The organism is Rhodoblastus sp. (genome assembly GCF_041915505.1).
Taxonomy (GTDB): Bacteria; Pseudomonadota; Alphaproteobacteria; order Rhizobiales; family Beijerinckiaceae; genus Rhodoblastus.
The window spans coordinates 1-17,068 of the sequence record NZ_JAYSBG010000038.1 but is presented as its reverse complement, the minus strand read 5'-3'; the positions used below and the strand labels follow the sequence as shown (position 1 = coordinate 17,068).

The 17,068-nt window shown below is 65.3% G+C and carries 14 protein-coding genes; 12 read left to right on the top strand and 2 right to left on the bottom strand.

Annotated elements, in window-relative coordinates; translation table 11 throughout:
* Window positions 1-380, bottom strand: a 380-nt coding sequence (locus ACE3S9_RS04580) for a toprim domain-containing protein (protein ID WP_374545252.1), incomplete at its 3' end; no start/stop codon positions are given.
* Between the two features lie 239 nt (window positions 381-619).
* Between ACE3S9_RS04580 and ACE3S9_RS04575 the strand changes: the two genes are divergently transcribed.
* The 12 genes from ACE3S9_RS04575 (at window position 620) to ACE3S9_RS04520 (ending at window position 16,641) form a co-directional block, all read left to right on the top strand.
* Entirely contained in the window at window positions 620-1,003 is a 384-nt protein-coding gene (locus ACE3S9_RS04575; protein WP_374545251.1) for a hypothetical protein, read from the top strand.
* A gap of 123 nt (window positions 1,004-1,126) precedes the next feature.
* Entirely contained in the window at window positions 1,127-2,065 is a 939-nt protein-coding gene (locus ACE3S9_RS04570) for an aspartate carbamoyltransferase catalytic subunit (RefSeq protein WP_374545250.1), read from the top strand.
* A gap of 312 nt (window positions 2,066-2,377) precedes the next feature.
* Window positions 2,378-3,058, top strand: coding sequence for a PhoH family protein (locus tag ACE3S9_RS04565; protein ID WP_374545254.1), 681 nt, complete (start codon window positions 2,378-2,380; stop codon window positions 3,056-3,058).
* A 106-nt stretch (window positions 3,059-3,164) separates the two neighbouring features.
* The gene (aroQ, locus tag ACE3S9_RS04560; protein ID WP_374545249.1) at window positions 3,165-3,611 is read left to right on the top strand and encodes a type II 3-dehydroquinate dehydratase; all 447 of its coding nucleotides are present in this window, start codon (window positions 3,165-3,167) and stop codon (window positions 3,609-3,611) included.
* A gap of 21 nt (window positions 3,612-3,632) precedes the next feature.
* Entirely contained in the window at window positions 3,633-5,747 is a 2,115-nt protein-coding gene (locus ACE3S9_RS04555) for an FUSC family membrane protein (protein ID WP_374545248.1), read from the top strand.
* A 59-nt stretch (window positions 5,748-5,806) separates the two neighbouring features.
* Entirely contained in the window at window positions 5,807-6,394 is a 588-nt protein-coding gene (locus ACE3S9_RS04550) for an ANTAR domain-containing response regulator (RefSeq protein WP_374545247.1), read from the top strand.
* Window positions 6,391-7,488, top strand: a complete 1,098-nt coding sequence (locus ACE3S9_RS04545; protein WP_374545246.1) for a CmpA/NrtA family ABC transporter substrate-binding protein — start codon at window positions 6,391-6,393, stop codon at window positions 7,486-7,488. The genes ACE3S9_RS04550 and ACE3S9_RS04545 overlap by 4 nt, the downstream gene beginning before the upstream one ends.
* Before the next feature lie 330 nt (window positions 7,489-7,818).
* Window positions 7,819-10,299 carry a nitrite reductase large subunit NirB gene (gene nirB, locus ACE3S9_RS04540; RefSeq protein ID WP_374545245.1) on the top strand — a complete coding sequence of 827 codons (2,481 nt, stop codon included), beginning with the start codon at window positions 7,819-7,821 and terminating at the stop codon, window positions 10,297-10,299.
* Between the two features lie 20 nt (window positions 10,300-10,319).
* Window positions 10,320-10,658 (top strand): nitrite reductase small subunit NirD, encoded by a 339-nt coding sequence (gene nirD / locus ACE3S9_RS04535; protein WP_374545253.1) that lies wholly within the window; start codon window positions 10,320-10,322, stop codon window positions 10,656-10,658.
* 143 nt (window positions 10,659-10,801) lie between these two features.
* On the top strand, window positions 10,802-13,462 hold the full coding sequence (locus ACE3S9_RS04530) for a molybdopterin-dependent oxidoreductase (RefSeq protein WP_374545244.1): 2,661 nt from the start codon (window positions 10,802-10,804) through the stop codon (window positions 13,460-13,462).
* A 26-nt stretch (window positions 13,463-13,488) separates the two neighbouring features.
* Window positions 13,489-14,748: an MFS transporter gene (locus tag ACE3S9_RS04525; protein ID WP_374545243.1), complete on the top strand. Its 1,260-nt coding sequence runs from the start codon at window positions 13,489-13,491 to the stop codon at window positions 14,746-14,748.
* 180 nt (window positions 14,749-14,928) lie between these two features.
* A complete protein-coding gene (locus tag ACE3S9_RS04520; RefSeq protein ID WP_374545242.1) occupies window positions 14,929-16,641 on the top strand; it encodes a bifunctional protein-serine/threonine kinase/phosphatase in 1,713 nt (570 codons plus the stop codon).
* A 3-nt stretch (window positions 16,642-16,644) separates the two neighbouring features.
* Here the strand turns inward: ACE3S9_RS04520 and ACE3S9_RS04515 are convergent.
* Window positions 16,645-17,068, bottom strand: a 424-nt coding sequence (locus ACE3S9_RS04515) for a pentapeptide repeat-containing protein (protein ID WP_374545241.1), incomplete at its 5' end; no start/stop codon positions are given.

Below are 17,068 nucleotides of genomic sequence, written 5' to 3'. Positions count from 1 at the left end.
GGGTGCTTCATCGCCTCCAGGATCGCGTCCTTGGTGATGGCGTTGAAGACCACGCGCTCGACTGGCTTGTCCTTCAGCACGCGCTTGCCGCGCAGGACTTCGAGCACATGCCAGGAAATGGCCTCGCCTTCGCGATCCGGGTCGGTGGCGAGAACGATGCGGTCGGCGTCCTTGACCCTGGCCGCAATGTCCGACAGCCGCTTGCCGGCCTTGCCGTCGACCTCCCACAGCATTTTGAAATCGGCGTCGGGATCGACCGAGCCATCCTTGGCGGGCAGGTCGCGCACGTGGCCGAACGAGGCGAAAACCTCGTAATTCTTGCCGAGATATTTATTGATCGTCTTGGCTTTGGCGGGCGATTCGACGATGACGACGTCCATGCGCAGATCCCAGGGGGCCGGCAGCCGGCCCACAATTCCTTCGAGCCACGCCCCCCGCGGCCCCGAACGGCCCGGGAAAATGGGGGAGCGGGGCCCGTCTGTCAAATCAAGCTTCGAGCGGCGGACTATTTTCCGCTACGGGCGCCTTAACCACGCGTCCTCTAATGGCGTGTCGGCGCCCCATTTTTTCAGGTTTGAGAAAGGCTTTTTGCCGAGCCTGAACTGAAAGGCAGGCATTTATGGCTGAAATCCGTTTTTTTGACGAAAGCTTTGGAGGCGGGCGCAAGACGCCCCTATGCCGCCTCAGGCTCGACATCGAGGAGATCAGCGTCAGCGAACTCATCCGTTTGCGGGTCGAGGCGCAATATGATGTCGAAGAATCGCGTGACTGGCGTCCTCTGGAAGGTTCGCCTGAATGGCTGAGGGCCTATGCGGGCGCCGATGCGTCGAACGACAGGACGACGCTCGATAAGGCGGTCGAGGCGGCGCGCCGCGGCTTGCTCGCCAACGCCTATTTTCTTCTGATCAACGGGGAACAGGTTCGCGACCTGGGGCGGAAGGTGAGGCTCCAGGACGTGAACGAGGCCGTCTTCCTCCGGCTCATTGCCCTCAAAGGCGGTTGATTCATCTTCGATTTCATCCGGAAATTGGGTGCGCCCGTGGCGTCGCTCACGCCGTTCGCGCTCTCGTGCGAGACGGGTTCCATGGCGCTTGCGGAGACCATCGCTCTCCGTTAGACCCAATTCATGTCCGCCGTCACCTTTTCCCACCGTCACCTTCTGGGCATTGAGGGCCTCAACCGGCTCGAAATCCTCCATCTGCTCGATCTGGCGGAGGAGGCGGTGGCCGTGTCGCGGCAGGTGGAAAAGCGCAAGTCGGTCCTCAAGGGCCGGACGCTGATCAATCTGTTTTTTGAGAATTCAACCCGCACGCAAAGCTCGTTCGAGCTGGCGGGCAAGCGCCTCGGCGCCGACGTCATGAACATGTCGGTCGCGACCTCCTCGGTGAAGAAGGGCGAGACGCTGATTGACACCGCGATCACGCTCAACGCCATGCGTCCCGACATTATCGTCGTGCGCCATCATCAGGCCGGCGCCGCCCATCTCTTGGCGCGCAAGGTCGATTGCGCCGTGGTCAATGCCGGCGACGGCGCCCATGAGCACCCGACCCAGGCTTTGCTCGACGCGCTCACCATGCGCCGCGCCAAGGGGCGGATTGAGGGGCTGATCGTGGCGATTTGCGGCGACGTGCTGCATTCGCGCGTGGCGCGCTCCAATATCATCCTGCTGTCGGCTTTGGGCGCGCGGGTGCGGGTGGTCGGACCGTCGACCCTCATGCCGACCGGGATCGGCCAGTTGGGCGTCGAAGTTTACAACAATATGCGCGAGGGCCTGCGCGACGCCGATATCGTGATGATGCTGCGCCTGCAGCGCGAGCGCATGTCGGGCGCCTTCATTCCCTCGACGCGCGAATATTTCCGCTTCTTCGGCCTCGATTCCGACAAGCTGGCCTATGCCAGGCCGGACGCGCTGGTCATGCATCCGGGCCCGATGAATCGCGGCGTCGAGATTGATTCCAGCGTCGCCGACGGCGCGCACAGCCTGATCCGCGAACAGGTGGAAATGGGCGTCGCCGTGCGTATGGCGGTGCTGGAGGCTTTGGCGCGCAATCTGCCGAACGCCTGAACCGCCATGCGGGCGGCGTTCGGTCGCGCCGTTACTATGACGGAAAAATAAAAAAAATATTTACTTTGTGTTGGGGGCGAATCGCCTATCCTGACTCCAGCGAGGAGGAGGCCGATGGCGATACTCAAAATACCCAGCGCACAAGCCGCTCTCGCTGTTTTTCCAGTCGTGTCGCATAAATCACCACCGTGCTGTCCGCCTTGAGCGGGTGGCGCGTCCCTTGATTCACATCTGAGGAGTCAGAGCGTGGGCAAGCAACTGGACCGAAAGAAGAGCCGCAATTCCCGTAATAACTACGGAGACGCAGAAATCATCGAGTTCAAAGGAAATAAATTCCAGAACAATCGTGTCCTTCCACCCGTCAAAGCCCTTAATCCGACACAGGCGCAATATCTCGCGGCGCTTCGATCCAGCCAGCAGATTGTCGTCCTCGGCCCCGCCGGAACCGGAAAAACCTGGATCGCCGCCACCCACGCCGCCGATCTCTACCGGTCCAACCAGATCGACAAAATCATCCTCACCCGCCCCAACGTGCCCTGCGGCCGCTCTCTGGGCTTCTTCCCCGGCTCTCTTCAGGAAAAATTCGCGCCCTGGGCTTTGCCCATTGTGGACGCGATCAAGGAGCGCATCGGCGACGCGCCGTTCGATATTGCGCTCAAGCGCGGCGATATCGAAATGGTGCCGTTCGAGGTGATGCGCGGGCGCTCCTGGAAGAACGCCTTCATCCTGCTCGACGAGGCGCAGAACACCTCGGTGGCGGAGATCAAGACCTTCCTCACTCGCGTCGGCGAGAACTGCATCAGCGTGGTCAATGGCGACGTCAATCAATCCGACATCCAGCAAGCCTCCGGCCTGCGCAAGATGATCGAACTGATCCACGCGCTTGGCCTGCCGGTGCCGGTGATCGAATTCGAGATCGACGATATCGTGCGCTCCGGCCTCTGCGCCATGTGGGTGCGCGCCTTCGAAGGCGAGGGCGCCCCCGCGCTCTGAACGGAGAACGCCGCGAAAAAGCGCGGCGTTTCTTCCCGCCGCGAGACCATCTATAGATGGTTTCGCGCCGGCGACGAGTCGGCCCCTCGACGCCGGGAGAGTCAGGATGAGCCGCCTCGTTTACGTTCTGAACGGACCCAATCTCAACCTGCTTGGCCAGCGCGAGCCGCATATTTACGGCTCAGACACGCTCGCCGATGTCGAGCGCGCCTGCCATGCGACGGCGCTGCACTTGAAGCTCGAAGTGCATTTCTTCCAGTCCAATCGCGAATATGAGTTGATCGACTGGATCCACGAGGCGCGCGGCAAGGCCGGCGGCCTCGTCATCAATCCGGCCGCCTTCACCCATAGCTCGATCGCCTTGCTTGACGCCCTCAACGCCTTCGAAGCGCCGGTGATTGAGGTCCATATTTCCAATGTCCACAAGCGCGAGGAATTCCGCCATCATTCCTATGTCTCGCGCCGCGCCGACGGCGTCATCGTGGGCTGCGGCGTCCAGGGCTATGAGCTGGCGCTGTTGCGCCTCGCGAAACTGATCGGCGACAAGACCTGACGCAACCGGGTCGAAGCGCCGATGCGCGTCAAGCCGAAACTCCTCAAATATCTGTTCGGGCATCATGTCCTGAACGGGCTGGTCGTCGCGCTCGGCGTGTTGCTCGTCGGCCTGATCGGGACGGCCGCGTTCGGCTTCCTGCCGGGCATGGCGGCGGCCTCGGGCGCGCTCTGCGTCTCGATCGCCGACACCTCGACCCCCTTCGCCGCCAAATTGCGCATCCTGCCGCTCGCCTGGCTCTGCGCCTCGGCGGCGGCGCTGGCGACGGCTTTGGCCGGCGGAACGCCGCTCGTCGAAGGCGCCGTCGTCGTCCTTACCGGCTTCGTGGCCGGCCTGCTGATCGCCCTGGGGCGCTGGGCGATCCCACTCTCCGTCCTGACCCTGCTGGCGATGGTCTTCACCCTTGGCGCGCCGGCCGCGGACGCCGCCGAGCGCCTGCATTACGCGCTGATGTCGGCGCTGGGCGGCGCGCTTTATACGCCCATCGCGCTGGCGCTCACCCGCGTCACGGACACCTCCGGCCGCCGCATCACGCTTGCCGAGGTCCTGCGCGAATTCGCCGCCTATCTGCGCCGCGTGGCCGGCTTCTACCGCAAGGACGCCGACGAAGGCGAGGTCTGCCTCAAGGTGGTCGAACATCAGGCCTCTTTCGCGGATCATCTGCAGACCGCGCGCAGCCTGATCGTCTCGGCCGCCGACCGCGCCGAGGCGATGCGCCTGATCGCGGCTTTGGCCGCCGTGCTGGAGGCTTTCGACGGCATCGTCTCCACGCTCGCCGATCATGCCCCGCTGCGCCTCGCCCAATCCGGCGGCTGCGAGACTCTCGCCGCGCAGATGGAGCAGTTTCTGATGCGGCTCGCCGACGATCTCGACGCTTTGGCGCTCGATCTGATCGTCGGCGCCGACAGGCTGAGCTTCCCGGACCGCGAGCCCGCGCTCGATGCGTTCTCGCAACAGATCGCAAAGCTGGAGGCCGATTACGGCGCCGATCCGCAAGTCCTGCGCGCGGCCCGGCTCACCCGCGCCCGCGTCGGCCTCGCGGTTTCCCATCTCGCCCGGCTGCCGGACCTGGTCAACAGCCAGCAGCTCGCCGAACAGGCCTTGGCGGGCGTCGACATCAGCGCCTTCGCGCCGCCGCTGCGCGTCTCGATGCGAGCGATCGCCGACCAGTTGCGCTGGTCCTCGCCGATCTTCCGCCACGCGCTGCGCCTCGCCTTGGCGCTCGGCTTCGGCTATCTGCTGATCGAACTGGTTCCTGGGCTGAAACACGGCAACTGGATTCTCCTGACCATCGCCGTGATCATGCGTGCGGGCTATAGCGCCACGCGGCAGCGGCGCGACCAGCGCCTGGTCGGCTCGGTGCTCGGCTGCGGCCTTGCCGGCGCTTTGCTGTGGATCGGCTCGCCGAGCCTGCTGCTCGCGGTGCAGCTTCTCTCGGTCGCCGTTGCCCACGCCTATGTGAAGGTCGATTATCGCCTGACCTCCATCGCCGCCTCGGTGATGGCTTTGCTTGGCCTGCATCTGATCGATCCCGTGCAGGCGGCGCCGGTCGGCGCGCGTCTGGTTGATACATTGATCGGCGCCGGCGTCGCCTTCCTGTTCAATTTCCTGTTGCCGCAGTGGGAGAGCCAGAGCGCGCCGCGCGTGGCGCTCGGCTTCTTGCGCGCGCTGCATCGCTATGCCGACCGCGCCTTGCGTTGGGACGCGCCGGAACAGGATTATCGCCTCGCCCGGAAAAATCTGATGGAAGCCTTTTCGGCGCTCGGCGAATCCGCCGGTCGCATGCGCGCGGATCCCGAGGCGAAGCGCGATCTCTGGCCGGAATATAGCAAGCTGATCGCGGCCGCTTATGTCGCGGCCGCCCAGATCGTTACCGTGCGCCTGCTGCTGCGCAACCGCCGCAGCGATCTCGACCCGCTCGCCAGCCAGGCGCTGCTGGAGCAGACCCGGCGCGCGGCCATGGCCGAGCTGGATTTTTCGACGCCTTGTCCGGAGCGTCCGCCGTCCGACGGCGCCCATGAAGATAATGCGCTCGCCGCTTTGCGCCAGCGCTGCGACGAGGTGCTGCGCGAAGCCCGCGCTTTGCGCCTGCTCGCCGAAGCGGATTTCGCGCTGGCGGAGCGTCGCGCCGCTTGAGACGATTGGCGCGCGCGGCGGCGGGCGCTATATTTACGCCGCAAGACTTCGGATCCGTCGTGTCTGATAAAGATCTCCGCATCGTCATCGTCGACCAGAATCCCGTGCGCACCGCCATCCTGCGCGATGGCCTGCGCGAGGCGGGCCACAATCAGGTGACCGTGCTCGAATCCTCGCTCGATCTCGAACAGCGCCTGCGCGCGATCGACGCCGACATCGTCCTGATCGATCTCGAAAATCCCAATCGCGACGTGCTGGAGCAGATGATCCGCATCAGCGGCGCCAGCGCGCGCCCGGTCGCCATGTTCGCCGACCGCTCCGACAGCGCCATGATCAACGCCGCGATCGACGCCGGCGTTTCGGCCTATGTCGTCGACGGCCTCAAGAAAGAGCGCGTCAAGAGCATAGTCGATCTCAGCGTTTCGCGCTTCAACGCCTTCGCGCGGCTGCGCGAGGAGCTGGCGCATGTGCAGGGCCAGTTGGCCGACCGCAAGGCGATCGACCAGGCTAAGGGGCTGGTGATGAAGGCCAAGAATATTTCCGAGGAACAGGCCTATGCGATGATGCGCAAGGTCGCGATGAACGAGGGCAAGAAGATCGCCGAGATCGCCCGCTCGATCATCACCGCGGCGGAGTTGCTGAAATGATCGGGACCTTGCGCATCGGCTATATGCCCCTGACCGACGCCGGCCTGCTGTTCGTCGCCGCCGCTAAGGGATTCGACCGCGAAGAAGGGTTGAAATTCGAGCTTTGCCACGAAACCTCCTGGGCCAATCTGCGCGACAAGCTGGCGCTCGGCATTTACGACGCCGCCCATATGCTCGCGCCGGCGGTGGTGGCCTCGACGCTTGGCCTCGACGGCTTCGCCGCGCCGATGATCGGGGCGGTTGCGCTCGGCCTCGACGGCAATGCGATATCCGTCGCGCCGCCCTTGGCCGAAGCCTTGCGCGAAAAGATTTTCGGCGACGCCGCCGATCCGGTCGTCACCGCGCGGGCGCTCGCGGCGCTGGTCGCCGAGCGACGGGCGAAGGGCCTGCCGGCGCTGCGCTTCGCCCATGTCTTTCCCTATTCCATGCATCGCTACCAATTGGAGCTCTGGATGCGCGCGGGCGGGGTGGACCTTGAGGGCGTGCGGCTGACCGTGACGCCGCCGCCGCTGATGGAGGAGAGCCTGCGCGGTGGTTTCGTGAACGGTTTTTGCGTGGGCGAGCCGTGGAATTCGCTGGCGCGGCTGTCTGGCGCGGCGGAGATTCTGCATCCCTGCCGCGCTCTGGTGTCGGATTGCCCCGAAAAAGTGCTCGCCTTCCGCGCGGCGGAAGCGCGCGCGGAGCCGGAAGCGCCGCGCGCCGCCGCCCGCGCCGTGCGCCGCGCCGCGCTGTGGGGCGAGCGGCCGGAAAACGCCGACGAATTCCACCGTCTCATCGCCGAGGGGCTGGGCGGCGCCGTGTCGCCCGAAATCGTCGCCGCAGCGCTGGGGCGCGACCGCGGCGGGGCGCCTTGGCTGCGGCTCGACGCCGAATCCACGGCTTTGTCCGGCGCGCAGGCACTATGGGCTTATGTCCTGCTGGTGACCAGCGGCCAGACTGAGGCTTCCGACGCCCAGGCGGAACTGGCGCAAAAGGCGTTCTGGCCGCTCGACGGCGCCTCGGCCCGGCCCAAGGCGCCAGCCTTTTTCGACGGGCCATTCGAGCCGACGCATTGGCGGGAAACGCTCGCCCGCCTCGTGGCGCGCGGGGTCTAACGCCTGGTCAATTTGTGCGCTGCAAGAAGCGAAATTGGGCGCCGTTTGCCAATGATGTCGCCATTGCTCGTTTTGCAGGCAGGCGAAGAAATGGCGTAAAAAACTATTAAAAACATATCGTTATCTCATTTACTCGCGACTGGCGCCGTTCTTGCCAAATAGAGCGCAGGTCAATGACGACCCCGATCATCGGTTCGCGAAGCCAAAGAAGGCTTGGCGTGAGGCTGACTGGCGCCCCTTCTTGCGGCGCCGGAAGAACGGGCGTTATCATCTTTCCCTCAGCCTTACCCGCGAACCTTTGCTCGGACTCGTCGCAGCAAAGGGTCCGCCATGGGTCAGATCGAAAAATTTCCACAAACCGAACGACTTGTCGTGATCGGCAATGGCATGGCTGGCGGCCGCGCCATGGAAGAGTTGTTCGCCAAGCAGCACGCGCCGATGAAGGTCACGGTGTTCGGCGCCGAGCCGCGCGTCAATTACAACCGCATCATGCTTTCGCCGGTGCTGTCGGGCGAAAAGGCGTTCGAAGACATCATCATCCACGACCACGCCTGGTATGCGAAACATGGCGTTGAACTGCGCTCGGGCGAGCCGGTGGTCGCGATCGACCGCGCGGCGAAACTGATCGAGACGGCGGCGGGCGAAAAGGTTCCCTATGACAAGCTGATCGTCGCCACCGGCTCGATGCCCTTCGTCATTCCAGTTCCGGGCGCCAATCTCGAAGGCGTCGTCACCTTCCGCGATCTCGACGATGTCGAGAAAATGCACGGCGCGGCCGAAAAGGGCGGCGCGGCGGTGGTCATCGGCGGCGGTCTGCTCGGCCTCGAAGCGGCGGCCGGTCTCGCGCTCAAGGGCATGAAGGTCTCGGTCGTGCATCTGATGCCGACCCTGATGGAGCGCCAGCTCGATCCGAGCGCCGGCTATCTGCTGCAAAAGGCGATTTCGGAGCGCGGCATCGAGGTTCACGTCGGCGCCAATACCGAGGCGATCCTCGGCGAAGACCATGTGACCGGCGTGAAGCTGAAAGACGGTCGCGTGCTGCCGGCCGATCTGGTGGTGATGGCGGTCGGCATCCGCCCCAATTCTGCGCTCGCCAAGGCGGCGGGTCTCGAATGCAATCGCGGCGTCGTCGTCGACGATCTGATGCGCACCAGCGATCCCGCCATTTTCGCGGTCGGCGAATGCGTCGAGCATCGCGGCCAATGCTATGGCTTGGTCGCGCCGCTCTATGACATGGCCAAGGTGCTGGCCGCCGAACTCGCGGGCGAACAGCCGGGGGGCTTCATTCCGGCCGCGACTTCCACCAAGCTGAAAGTCACCGGCATCGACCTGTTTTCGGTCGGCGATTTTTCCGATGACGACGAGAACAACGAGGTCGTGCTGCGCGACCCCTCGCGCGGCATCTACAAGCGCGTCATCCTGCGCGACGACAAGGTCGTTGGCGCGGTGCTTTATGGAGACACCAATGACGGCGCCTGGTATTTCGACCTGCTGAAAAAGGGCGAGGACGTCGCGGCGATCCGCGACACTTTGATCTTCGGCCAGGCCTATCAGGGAGGGTCCCCGCTGGACCCTACGGCGGCCGTTGCAGCCTTGCCGGATGATGCGGAAATCTGCGGCTGCAACGGCGTGTGCAAGGGCTCCATCGTTTCGGCGATCACGGAAGGCGGCCTGACGACGCTCGAAGACGTGCGGGCGAAGACCAAGGCTTCGGCCTCCTGCGGCCAATGCGCCGGCAAGGTCGAACTGCTGCTGGCGGCGACGCTCGGCGACGGCTACGAGAAATCCGGCCGCAAGCCGATGTGCAAATGCACCGACCTGACGCATGAGGAAGTGCGCGGCTTCATCAAGGCCAAGCAGCTCAAGTCGCTGCCGGCGGTGATGCAGGAACTGGGCTGGAAGTCGTCCGGCGGCTGCCCGTCCTGCCAGCCGGCGCTGAACTATTATCTCGTCTGCGATTGGCCCGGCGAATATCAGGACGATTACCAGGCCCGCTTCATCAACGAGCGCGTCCACGCCAATATCCAGAAGGACGGCACTTATTCGGTGGTGCCGCGCATGTGGGGCGGCGTCACCACGCCCGACGAATTGCGCGCCATCGCCGATGTCGCGGATCGATTCAAGATCCCGATGGTCAAGGTCACCGGCGGCCAGCGCATCGATCTGCTCGGCGTGAAGAAGCAGGACCTCCCGGCGGTCTGGGCGCAGCTCAATGCGGCCGGCATGCTGTCCGGCTTCGCCTATGCCAAGGGTCTGCGCACGGTGAAGACCTGCGTTGGTTCGGAATTCTGCCGCTTCGGCACGCAGGATTCCACCGGGCTCGGCATCAAGCTGGAAAAGCTGATGTGCGGCTCGTGGACGCCGGCGAAAGTGAAGCTCGGCGTCTCCGGCTGCCCGCGCAATTGCGCCGAATCCACCGTGAAGGACATCGGCGTGATCTGCGTCGATTCCGGCTACGACCTCCATGTCGCCGGCGCGGCGGGCCTGCATGTACGGCAGACCGACCTGCTTGGCCATGTCGATACGGAAGCCGAGGCGCTCGAATATTGCGCGGCCATCCTGCAGATGTATCGCGAGGAAGCGGCCTATCTCGACCGTCTCTACAAATGGGTCGAGAAGACCGGGCTCGAACGGTTGCGCAAGACGATCTTCGAGGATCATGAGGCCCGCAAGGGGCTCTACGACCGCTTCCTGCTTTCGCAGCGCTACGCCCGACGCGATCCCTGGGCCGAGCGCGCCGCCGGCAAGGATCTCCACGAATTCATGCCGCTCGCCGTGCTGTCGCCGGTGGCGCCCATCGCCGCCGAATGAAAACTCGCGAGGATTTCACCATGGAAGAGAACAACAGCTTCTGGTTCGACTGTGGCCCGGTCAGCGCCATTCCGCTGCGCGGCGCCCGCACCGTGCGCACGCCGCGTCGCGAGATCGCGGTGTTTCGCACCGCGACCAACGAGATTTTCGCGCTCGAAAACAAATGCCCGCACAAGGGCGGCCCGTTGAGCGAAGGCATCGTGCACGGCCGCAAGGTCGCGTGCCCGCTGCACAACTGGATCATCGATCTGGAAAGCGGCGGCGCCACCGGCGCCGACCAGGGCTGCGCGCGCAAATTCCCGGTGAAGATCGAGCGTGGCCGCATCTATCTCGACATGGGCGTCGCCGCGCCGGCGTGAGCCCCCTCATCCGGCGCTGCGCGCCACCTTCTCCCGCAAGGGGAGAAGGACTCGCCCGGCGCCGCGACTTTCCTTCTCCCCTTGCGGGAGAAGGTGGCTCGCGCGAAGCGCGAGACGGATGAGGGGAACTAAGGGGAAGCAGAATGACCCAAACGATCTCGACCACCTGTCCCTATTGCGGCGTCGGATGCGGCGTGCGCGCCGAAGTCGCGTCCGACAGCACGCGGGTCGCGGGCGAGACGAATCATCCCGCCAATTTCGGCCGGCTCTGCGTCAAGGGCTCCGCGCTGGCGCAGGTGCTGACCATGGAGGAACGCCTGCTGCATCCCTCCATCGGCGGCAAGCGCGTGACCATGGACCATGCGCTCGAAACCGTGGCGCGCACATTCACCGAAACCATCGCGGAGCACGGCCCGGATTCGGTCGCGCTCTACGTCTCCGGCCAATTGCTGACCGAAGACTATTACGTCGCCAACAAGCTGATGAAAGGCTTCATCGGCACGGCCAATATCGACACCAATTCGCGCCTGTGCATGTCGTCCTCTGTTGCCGGCCACAAGCGCGCCTTCGGCGCCGATACCGTGCCGGGATGCTATGAGGATCTGGAAGAGGCGGACCTCGTTATTCTGGTCGGCTCCAATCTGGCGTGGTGTCATCCGATCCTGTTCCAACGTCTGGTCGCGGCGCGCGAGAAGCGCGGCGGCCTGCCGAAAGTGGTCAATATCGATCCGCGCCGCACGGCCACCAGCGAGATCGCCGACCTGCATCTATCGCTCGCGCCGGGTTCGGATGTGGCCTTGTTCAATGGCCTGTTGCGCGAGCTGAATCGCGCGGGAAAACGCGCGAAAAAATTCGTTGCCGATCACACCAATGGCTTCGACGAGGCGCTCGCCGCCGCCAAGCCGTGGACGGTGGAAAAAGTCGCCGCCGAAACCGGCCTCGCGCCGAGCGAATTGCGCCGCTTCTTCGATCTCGTCATCGATCATGACAAGACGGTTACGGTCTATTCGCAGGGCGTGAACCAGTCTTCAGCCGGGACCGACAAGGTCAACGCCATCATCAACACGCATCTGCTGACCGGGCGGATTGGCGATCCCGGCTGCGGGCCGTTTTCGGTCACCGGCCAGCCCAACGCCATGGGCGGGCGCGAGGTCGGCGGCCTCGCCAATATGCTCGCCGCCCATATGGAGCTGGACGACCCGGCGCATCGCGCGCTGACGCAGGAATTCTGGGGCGCGCCGACCATCGCCGGCAAGCCCGGCCTCAAGGCGGTCGACCTGTTCAAGGCGATCGACGCGGGCGCAGTCAAGGCAGTCTGGATCATGGCGACCAATCCGGTCGACAGCCTGCCCGACGCCGACTTCGTCCGTGCGGCGTTGAAGAAATGCCCCTTCGTCGTGGTTTCGGAAGTCGCCGAAAACACCGACACCGGCGCGTTCGCTCATGTGCTGCTGCCGGCGCTCGCCTGGGGCGAGAAGGACGGCACGGTCACCAATTCCGAGCGCCGCATTTCACGCCAGCGCAAATTGCGCGCGGCGCCGGGCGAGGCGCGCGCCGATTGGGACATGGTCTGCGACGTCGCCCGGCGCATGGGCTTCGGCGAGGCTTTCGCCTTCGACGGTCCCGCGGCGATCTTCCGCGAACATGCGGCCTTGTCCGGCCTTGAGAACAATGGCGCGCGCGATTTCGACATATCCGCCTGCGCCGATCTCTCCGACGCCGCCTATGATGCGCTGGCGCCGTTCCAATGGCCGTGGCGCGCGGGCGAGGCCGCCAGCGACGCGCCGAAGCGCTTTTTCAGCGATGGAAAATTCTTCACGCCGGATCGCTGCGCGCGTTTTGTCGCCACGCCGTTTCGCGGCGTCGCGCAGCCGGCTTCGCGCGACGAATTCGTGCTGAACACAGGCCGCGTGCGCGACCAATGGCACACCATGACCCGCACCGGCCGCGCCGAAAATCTGTCGCAGCATATCGCGGAGCCCTTCGCCGAACTCAATCCGATGGACGCCGCCATGCTCGGCGTCGAACATGCCGGTCTGGTAAGGCTTTCCAATGCGCGCGGCGAGGTCCTGCTGCGCGCGCAGATCACTGAGCGCCAGCGGCGCGGCAGCGTGTTCGCGCCGATCCACTGGAGCGATCAATTCGCTGCGGCCGCGCGCGTGGATGCGTTGGTCGCGCCGGTGACCGATCCGATCTCAGGCCAGCCGGAAAGCAAGGCCACGCCGGTCGCGGTCGAGGCGGTCGATCCGGCCTGGTTCGGCTTCGCGCTCACGCGCAACAAGCCGGCGCATGAGGGAGCCTATTGGGCTTTGGCGCGGATCGCCGGCGGCTGGCGGCTCGAATGCGCCGGCATGGAACAGATCGCCGATTGGGAAGCCTTCGCGCGCGATCTGTTTGGGTTGGAATCGGGGCAGGGCGAGTTGATCGCGATGCGCGACGCGCGGGCGGGCGGCTATCGCTGCGTCGCGACGCGCGACGGCGAAATTCTCGGCGCCCTGTTCGTCGCGCCTGCGCCGGTCGCGGTCGCCCGATCCTGGGCCTGCGAACAATTCGCGCAGGGCGACGTCAATCCGCTGGCGCTGCTCGCCGGCCGTCCGCCGCGCACCTGTCGCGATCCCGGCCGCAAGGTCTGCGTCTGCATGAATGTCGGCGCCAACACCATTCTCGACGCCATTGCCGAGAACAATCTCCGCAGCGCCGGGGCCGTGGCCGAGGCTACCGGCGCCGGCTCCGGCTGCGGCTCCTGCAAACCCGAAATCGAACGCCTGCTCGTCCAGAAGCGGACGGCCGCGGCGCGATCGTAACAATCAATCAACAAAAGGATGAACGCATGAAACTGTCCGACCTGAAGCAATCCGGCCATTGGCCGACCCTGCTTTCCGCCTTCCTCTATTTCGACATCAGCTTCATGGCCTGGGTCTCGCTTGGCCCGCTCATGGTCTATATCGCCAAGGCGATGAATATTCCGGTCGAACAGAAACTGACGCTCGTCGCCATCCCGGTGCTGTCGGGCGCGATCCTGCGCATTCCGATGGGCATTCTCGCCGATACGATCGGCTCCAAACTGACCGGAACCATCGCGCAGGTCATCATGATCGTCGGCTGCGTCTATGCGTGGCTGTTCGGCCTCGCCAATCCCGAACAGGTCGCGATCTTCGGCGCGCTGCTCGGCCTCGGCGGCGCGTCCTTCTCGGTCGCCTTGCCGCAGGCGAGCCGCTGGTATCCGCCGCATCTGCAGGGCATCGTCATGGGCATCGCCGGCGCCGGCAATATGGGCGTGGTGCTCGACACTTTGTTCGCGCCGACCATCGCCGAACATTTCGGTTGGCAGGGCGTCTATGCCGCGCTGCTGATCCCGATGGTCGTCATTCTGGCGATCTATGTGCTGACGGTGAAGGACGCGCCCGGTTCAGTGAAGCGCATCCCCTTGTCGGCCTACGGCAAGCTGCTGCTCGACACCGACAGCCGCTGGTTCATGTTCTTCTACTTCATCACCTTCGGCGGCTTCGTCGGCCTCGCCTCGGCGCTGCCGCTCTATTTCACCGCCCATTTTCACGTCACCCCGGTGGCGGCGGGTCTCATGGTGTCGCTGATCGTGTTTTTCGGCTCCACCTTCCGTCCGGTCGGCGGCGCCATCGCCGACCGCATCGGCGGCATCAAATCACTCACCGTGATGTTCCTGGTTGTCGCGGCTTGTTATTTCACCGTGTCGCAATTGCCGGAAGGCCCGGCCCCGGCGGGCGCGGCGGGCTGGTCGCTGACCGAACTGCCGGCGGTCGGCTGGCTGGCGGTGGCTTTGTTCTCGGTTGGCACGCTCTGCCTTGGCATGGGTAATGGCGCGGTGTTCCAATTGCTGCCGCAGCGTTTCCGCAATGAGGTCGGCGTGATGACGGGTCTGGTCGGCTTCGCCGGCGGCCTCGGCGGGTTCTTCCTGGCCAAGGCTCTGGCGACGTCCAAGGGCATGACCGGCGGCTTCATGGCGGGCTTCCTCTTCTTCGGCTTCCTCGCCTTGCTGGGCGTCGCCGGGCTGAGCTACGTCAAGACGCGCTGGCGCACCACTTGGGGCGCCGTTTCCGGGGCCCGGATCTGACGCCATTTATCCCGCCGCGGGCCCAGTCCCCTCTCCCCGTTTCACGGGGAGAGGGTTAGGGTGAGGGGCGGGGGATGCGGATCAATGCCGGCCTTTCAGGCCCCTCACCTCAGCCCTCTCCCCGCCTGCGGGGAGAGGGAGCAAGAGCCTCATTCTGGATGCGATGACCTGCTGGATGCGATGACCCGCCTCGATCGTTTTGATCATGACCTGCGCTGCGAGATCGGCTTCGCCTCGGAGCGCGGGCGGCGGCCGGACAATCAGGATTATGGCGCGGCCCGGATCGGGCGGCCGCGGCTCGACGCCCGTGCGGCGGTGGTCGCCGTCGTCGCCGACGGGGTCGGCGGCCATAAGGGCGGGCGCGAGGCGGCCGAACTCACCGTCCGCTGTTTTCTCGACGGCTTTTTCGCCCTTCCGGGCTCGCTCGGCCTGCGCCAGGCGGCGGCGCGCGCGCTCGACGCCATCAATGGCTGGATCGTCGCGCAGGGCCGCGTCGATCCGGAGCGCGCCGGCATGGCGACCACTTTCACGGCGCTCATCCTCTCCGGGCGCTCCGGCCATTGCGTCCATGTCGGCGACAGCCGGCTCTACCGGTTCCGCGACGACGCGCTGGAGCAATTGACCGACGATCATGTCATGGGGCGCGGCGATTTCAAACATATGCTGCGCCGCGCCGTCGGCATGGAGCATCCTTTGCGGATCGATCACGGCGCTTTCGCCTTGCGGCCGCACGAGCGCTACCTGCTGTGCAGCGATGGCGTGCATGGCGCGCTCGACGAAAGGCGCCTGCGCGAGATTCTCGCCCGCCGCGCCGCGCCGGATCGGACGGCGGAAGATTTGGTCGCCGCCGCAATCGAGGCGGGCAGCGCCGACAATTGCACGGCGCTGCTGGTCGACGTGCTCGACGTCCCGCCGGCCGACGCCGATGAATTGAGCGATTTCTTCCGCGACCTGCCGATCCTGCCGCCGCCCGAACCCGGCGTGCTGGTCGACGATTATCGGCTCGACGCGCTGCTCGCCGACGGCCGCTACAGCCGGCTAATGCGCGTCGAGGATTTGCGCACCGGCGCTCAGGCCGTGATCAAATTTCCGCAGCCGCGCGTGGCCGAGGATCGTACCTATCGCCGCGCCTTTGTGCATGAGGCTTTCGTCGCCAGCCGCGTCCGTAGCCCGTGGATCGGCGAGGTGATCGAACAGCCGCCGGAGCGCCAGACGCGGCTCTATTCCGTCATGCCGTTTTATGACGGCGAGACGCTGGAGCAGCGGTTGAACCGCGCGCCGCGCCTCTCCTATGACGAGGGCGCGCAGATCGCGACCCGGCTCGCCCGCGCTGTGGCGGCGCTGCATCGCGCGGGCGTCATCCATCGCGACATCAAGCCGGATAATGTGCTGCTGCTGAAGGACGGCGGCCTGCGCCTGATCGACCTCGGCGTGGCGCGCCTGCCGCAGCTTGAGGATTTTCCGCCGGAACACGTTCCCGGCACGCCGTCCTATATGGCGCCGGAACTGTTCGCGGGCGCCGCCGGCGATGAAATGTCCGATCTTTTCGCGCTCGGCGTCACGGTCTATCGCATGTTCGCGCGGGCCTATCCTTATGGCGAGATCGAGCCGTTCAGCAAGCCGCGTTTCGGCGCGCCGGCCTCGCTCGCCGCGCGGCGGCCCGACCTGCCGTCCTGGCTGGAAGGGGCGATCGCGCGGGCGATCGCGGTCGATCCGGCGGCGCGTTATGGCGACGTGCTGGAATTCGCCTTCGAGATCGAGAATGGCGCGCGCAGTGGCCGACCGACCGCACCGCGCAAGACCGCGCTCTACCAGCGCAATCCGCTCGTGTTCTGGCAGGCGCTCTGCGCGCTGTTGGCGCTGGCGCTGCTCGTCGTTCTCGCGCGGCGGTAGGGATTACTCCCTGATCGCGCGGTCGAGATTGAGCGCGCCGCCAAGCAAGGCCGCCTGCGACGCGGCGATCCGCGCCGAGGCGATGTCGAGGCCCATGACATTGGCGCCCTCAAGTTTCGCCCCGCGGAAATCCGCGCCAGACGCATCGGCGCCCATTAGATTGGCCCCGGCAAAATTGGCGTCGGTCAATTTTGCGAATTCGAGATCGATGCGCGAGAGATTGGCGCGCGAGAAATTGACACCGCTCAGATCGGCCGAACGCAGAATGCCGCGCATCAGCCCCATCGACTGGTTCTTCATGTCGGCCGAGGCGTTGGCGTCGGACAGATCGGCGCCGCTCATGCTCGCGCCGGTGAAATCACCGGCCAGCCGGGCGTGGGAAAAATTGGCGCGATCCATTTTGGCTCCCTGCATCTGGGTTCCGAAC

What these genes read in the sequence shown, in the direction of transcription:
- ACE3S9_RS04575 (WP_374545251.1), top strand. Translation starts at nt 620, where the DNA reads ATGGCTGAAATCCGTTTTTTTGACGAAAGCTTTGGAGGCGGGCGCAAG.
- ACE3S9_RS04570 (WP_374545250.1), top strand. Translation starts at nt 1,127, where the DNA reads ATGTCCGCCGTCACCTTTTCCCACCGTCACCTTCTGGGCATTGAGGGC.
- aroQ (WP_374545249.1), top strand. Translation starts at nt 3,165, where the DNA reads ATGAGCCGCCTCGTTTACGTTCTGAACGGACCCAATCTCAACCTGCTT.
- ACE3S9_RS04555 (WP_374545248.1), top strand. Translation starts at nt 3,633, where the DNA reads ATGCGCGTCAAGCCGAAACTCCTCAAATATCTGTTCGGGCATCATGTC.
- ACE3S9_RS04545 (WP_374545246.1), top strand. Translation starts at nt 6,391, where the DNA reads ATGATCGGGACCTTGCGCATCGGCTATATGCCCCTGACCGACGCCGGC.
- nirB (WP_374545245.1), top strand. Translation starts at nt 7,819, where the DNA reads ATGGGTCAGATCGAAAAATTTCCACAAACCGAACGACTTGTCGTGATC.
- nirD (WP_374545253.1), top strand. Translation starts at nt 10,320, where the DNA reads ATGGAAGAGAACAACAGCTTCTGGTTCGACTGTGGCCCGGTCAGCGCC.
- ACE3S9_RS04530 (WP_374545244.1), top strand. Translation starts at nt 10,802, where the DNA reads ATGACCCAAACGATCTCGACCACCTGTCCCTATTGCGGCGTCGGATGC.
- ACE3S9_RS04525 (WP_374545243.1), top strand. Translation starts at nt 13,489, where the DNA reads ATGAAACTGTCCGACCTGAAGCAATCCGGCCATTGGCCGACCCTGCTT.
- ACE3S9_RS04520 (WP_374545242.1), top strand. Translation starts at nt 14,929, where the DNA reads ATGACCCGCCTCGATCGTTTTGATCATGACCTGCGCTGCGAGATCGGC.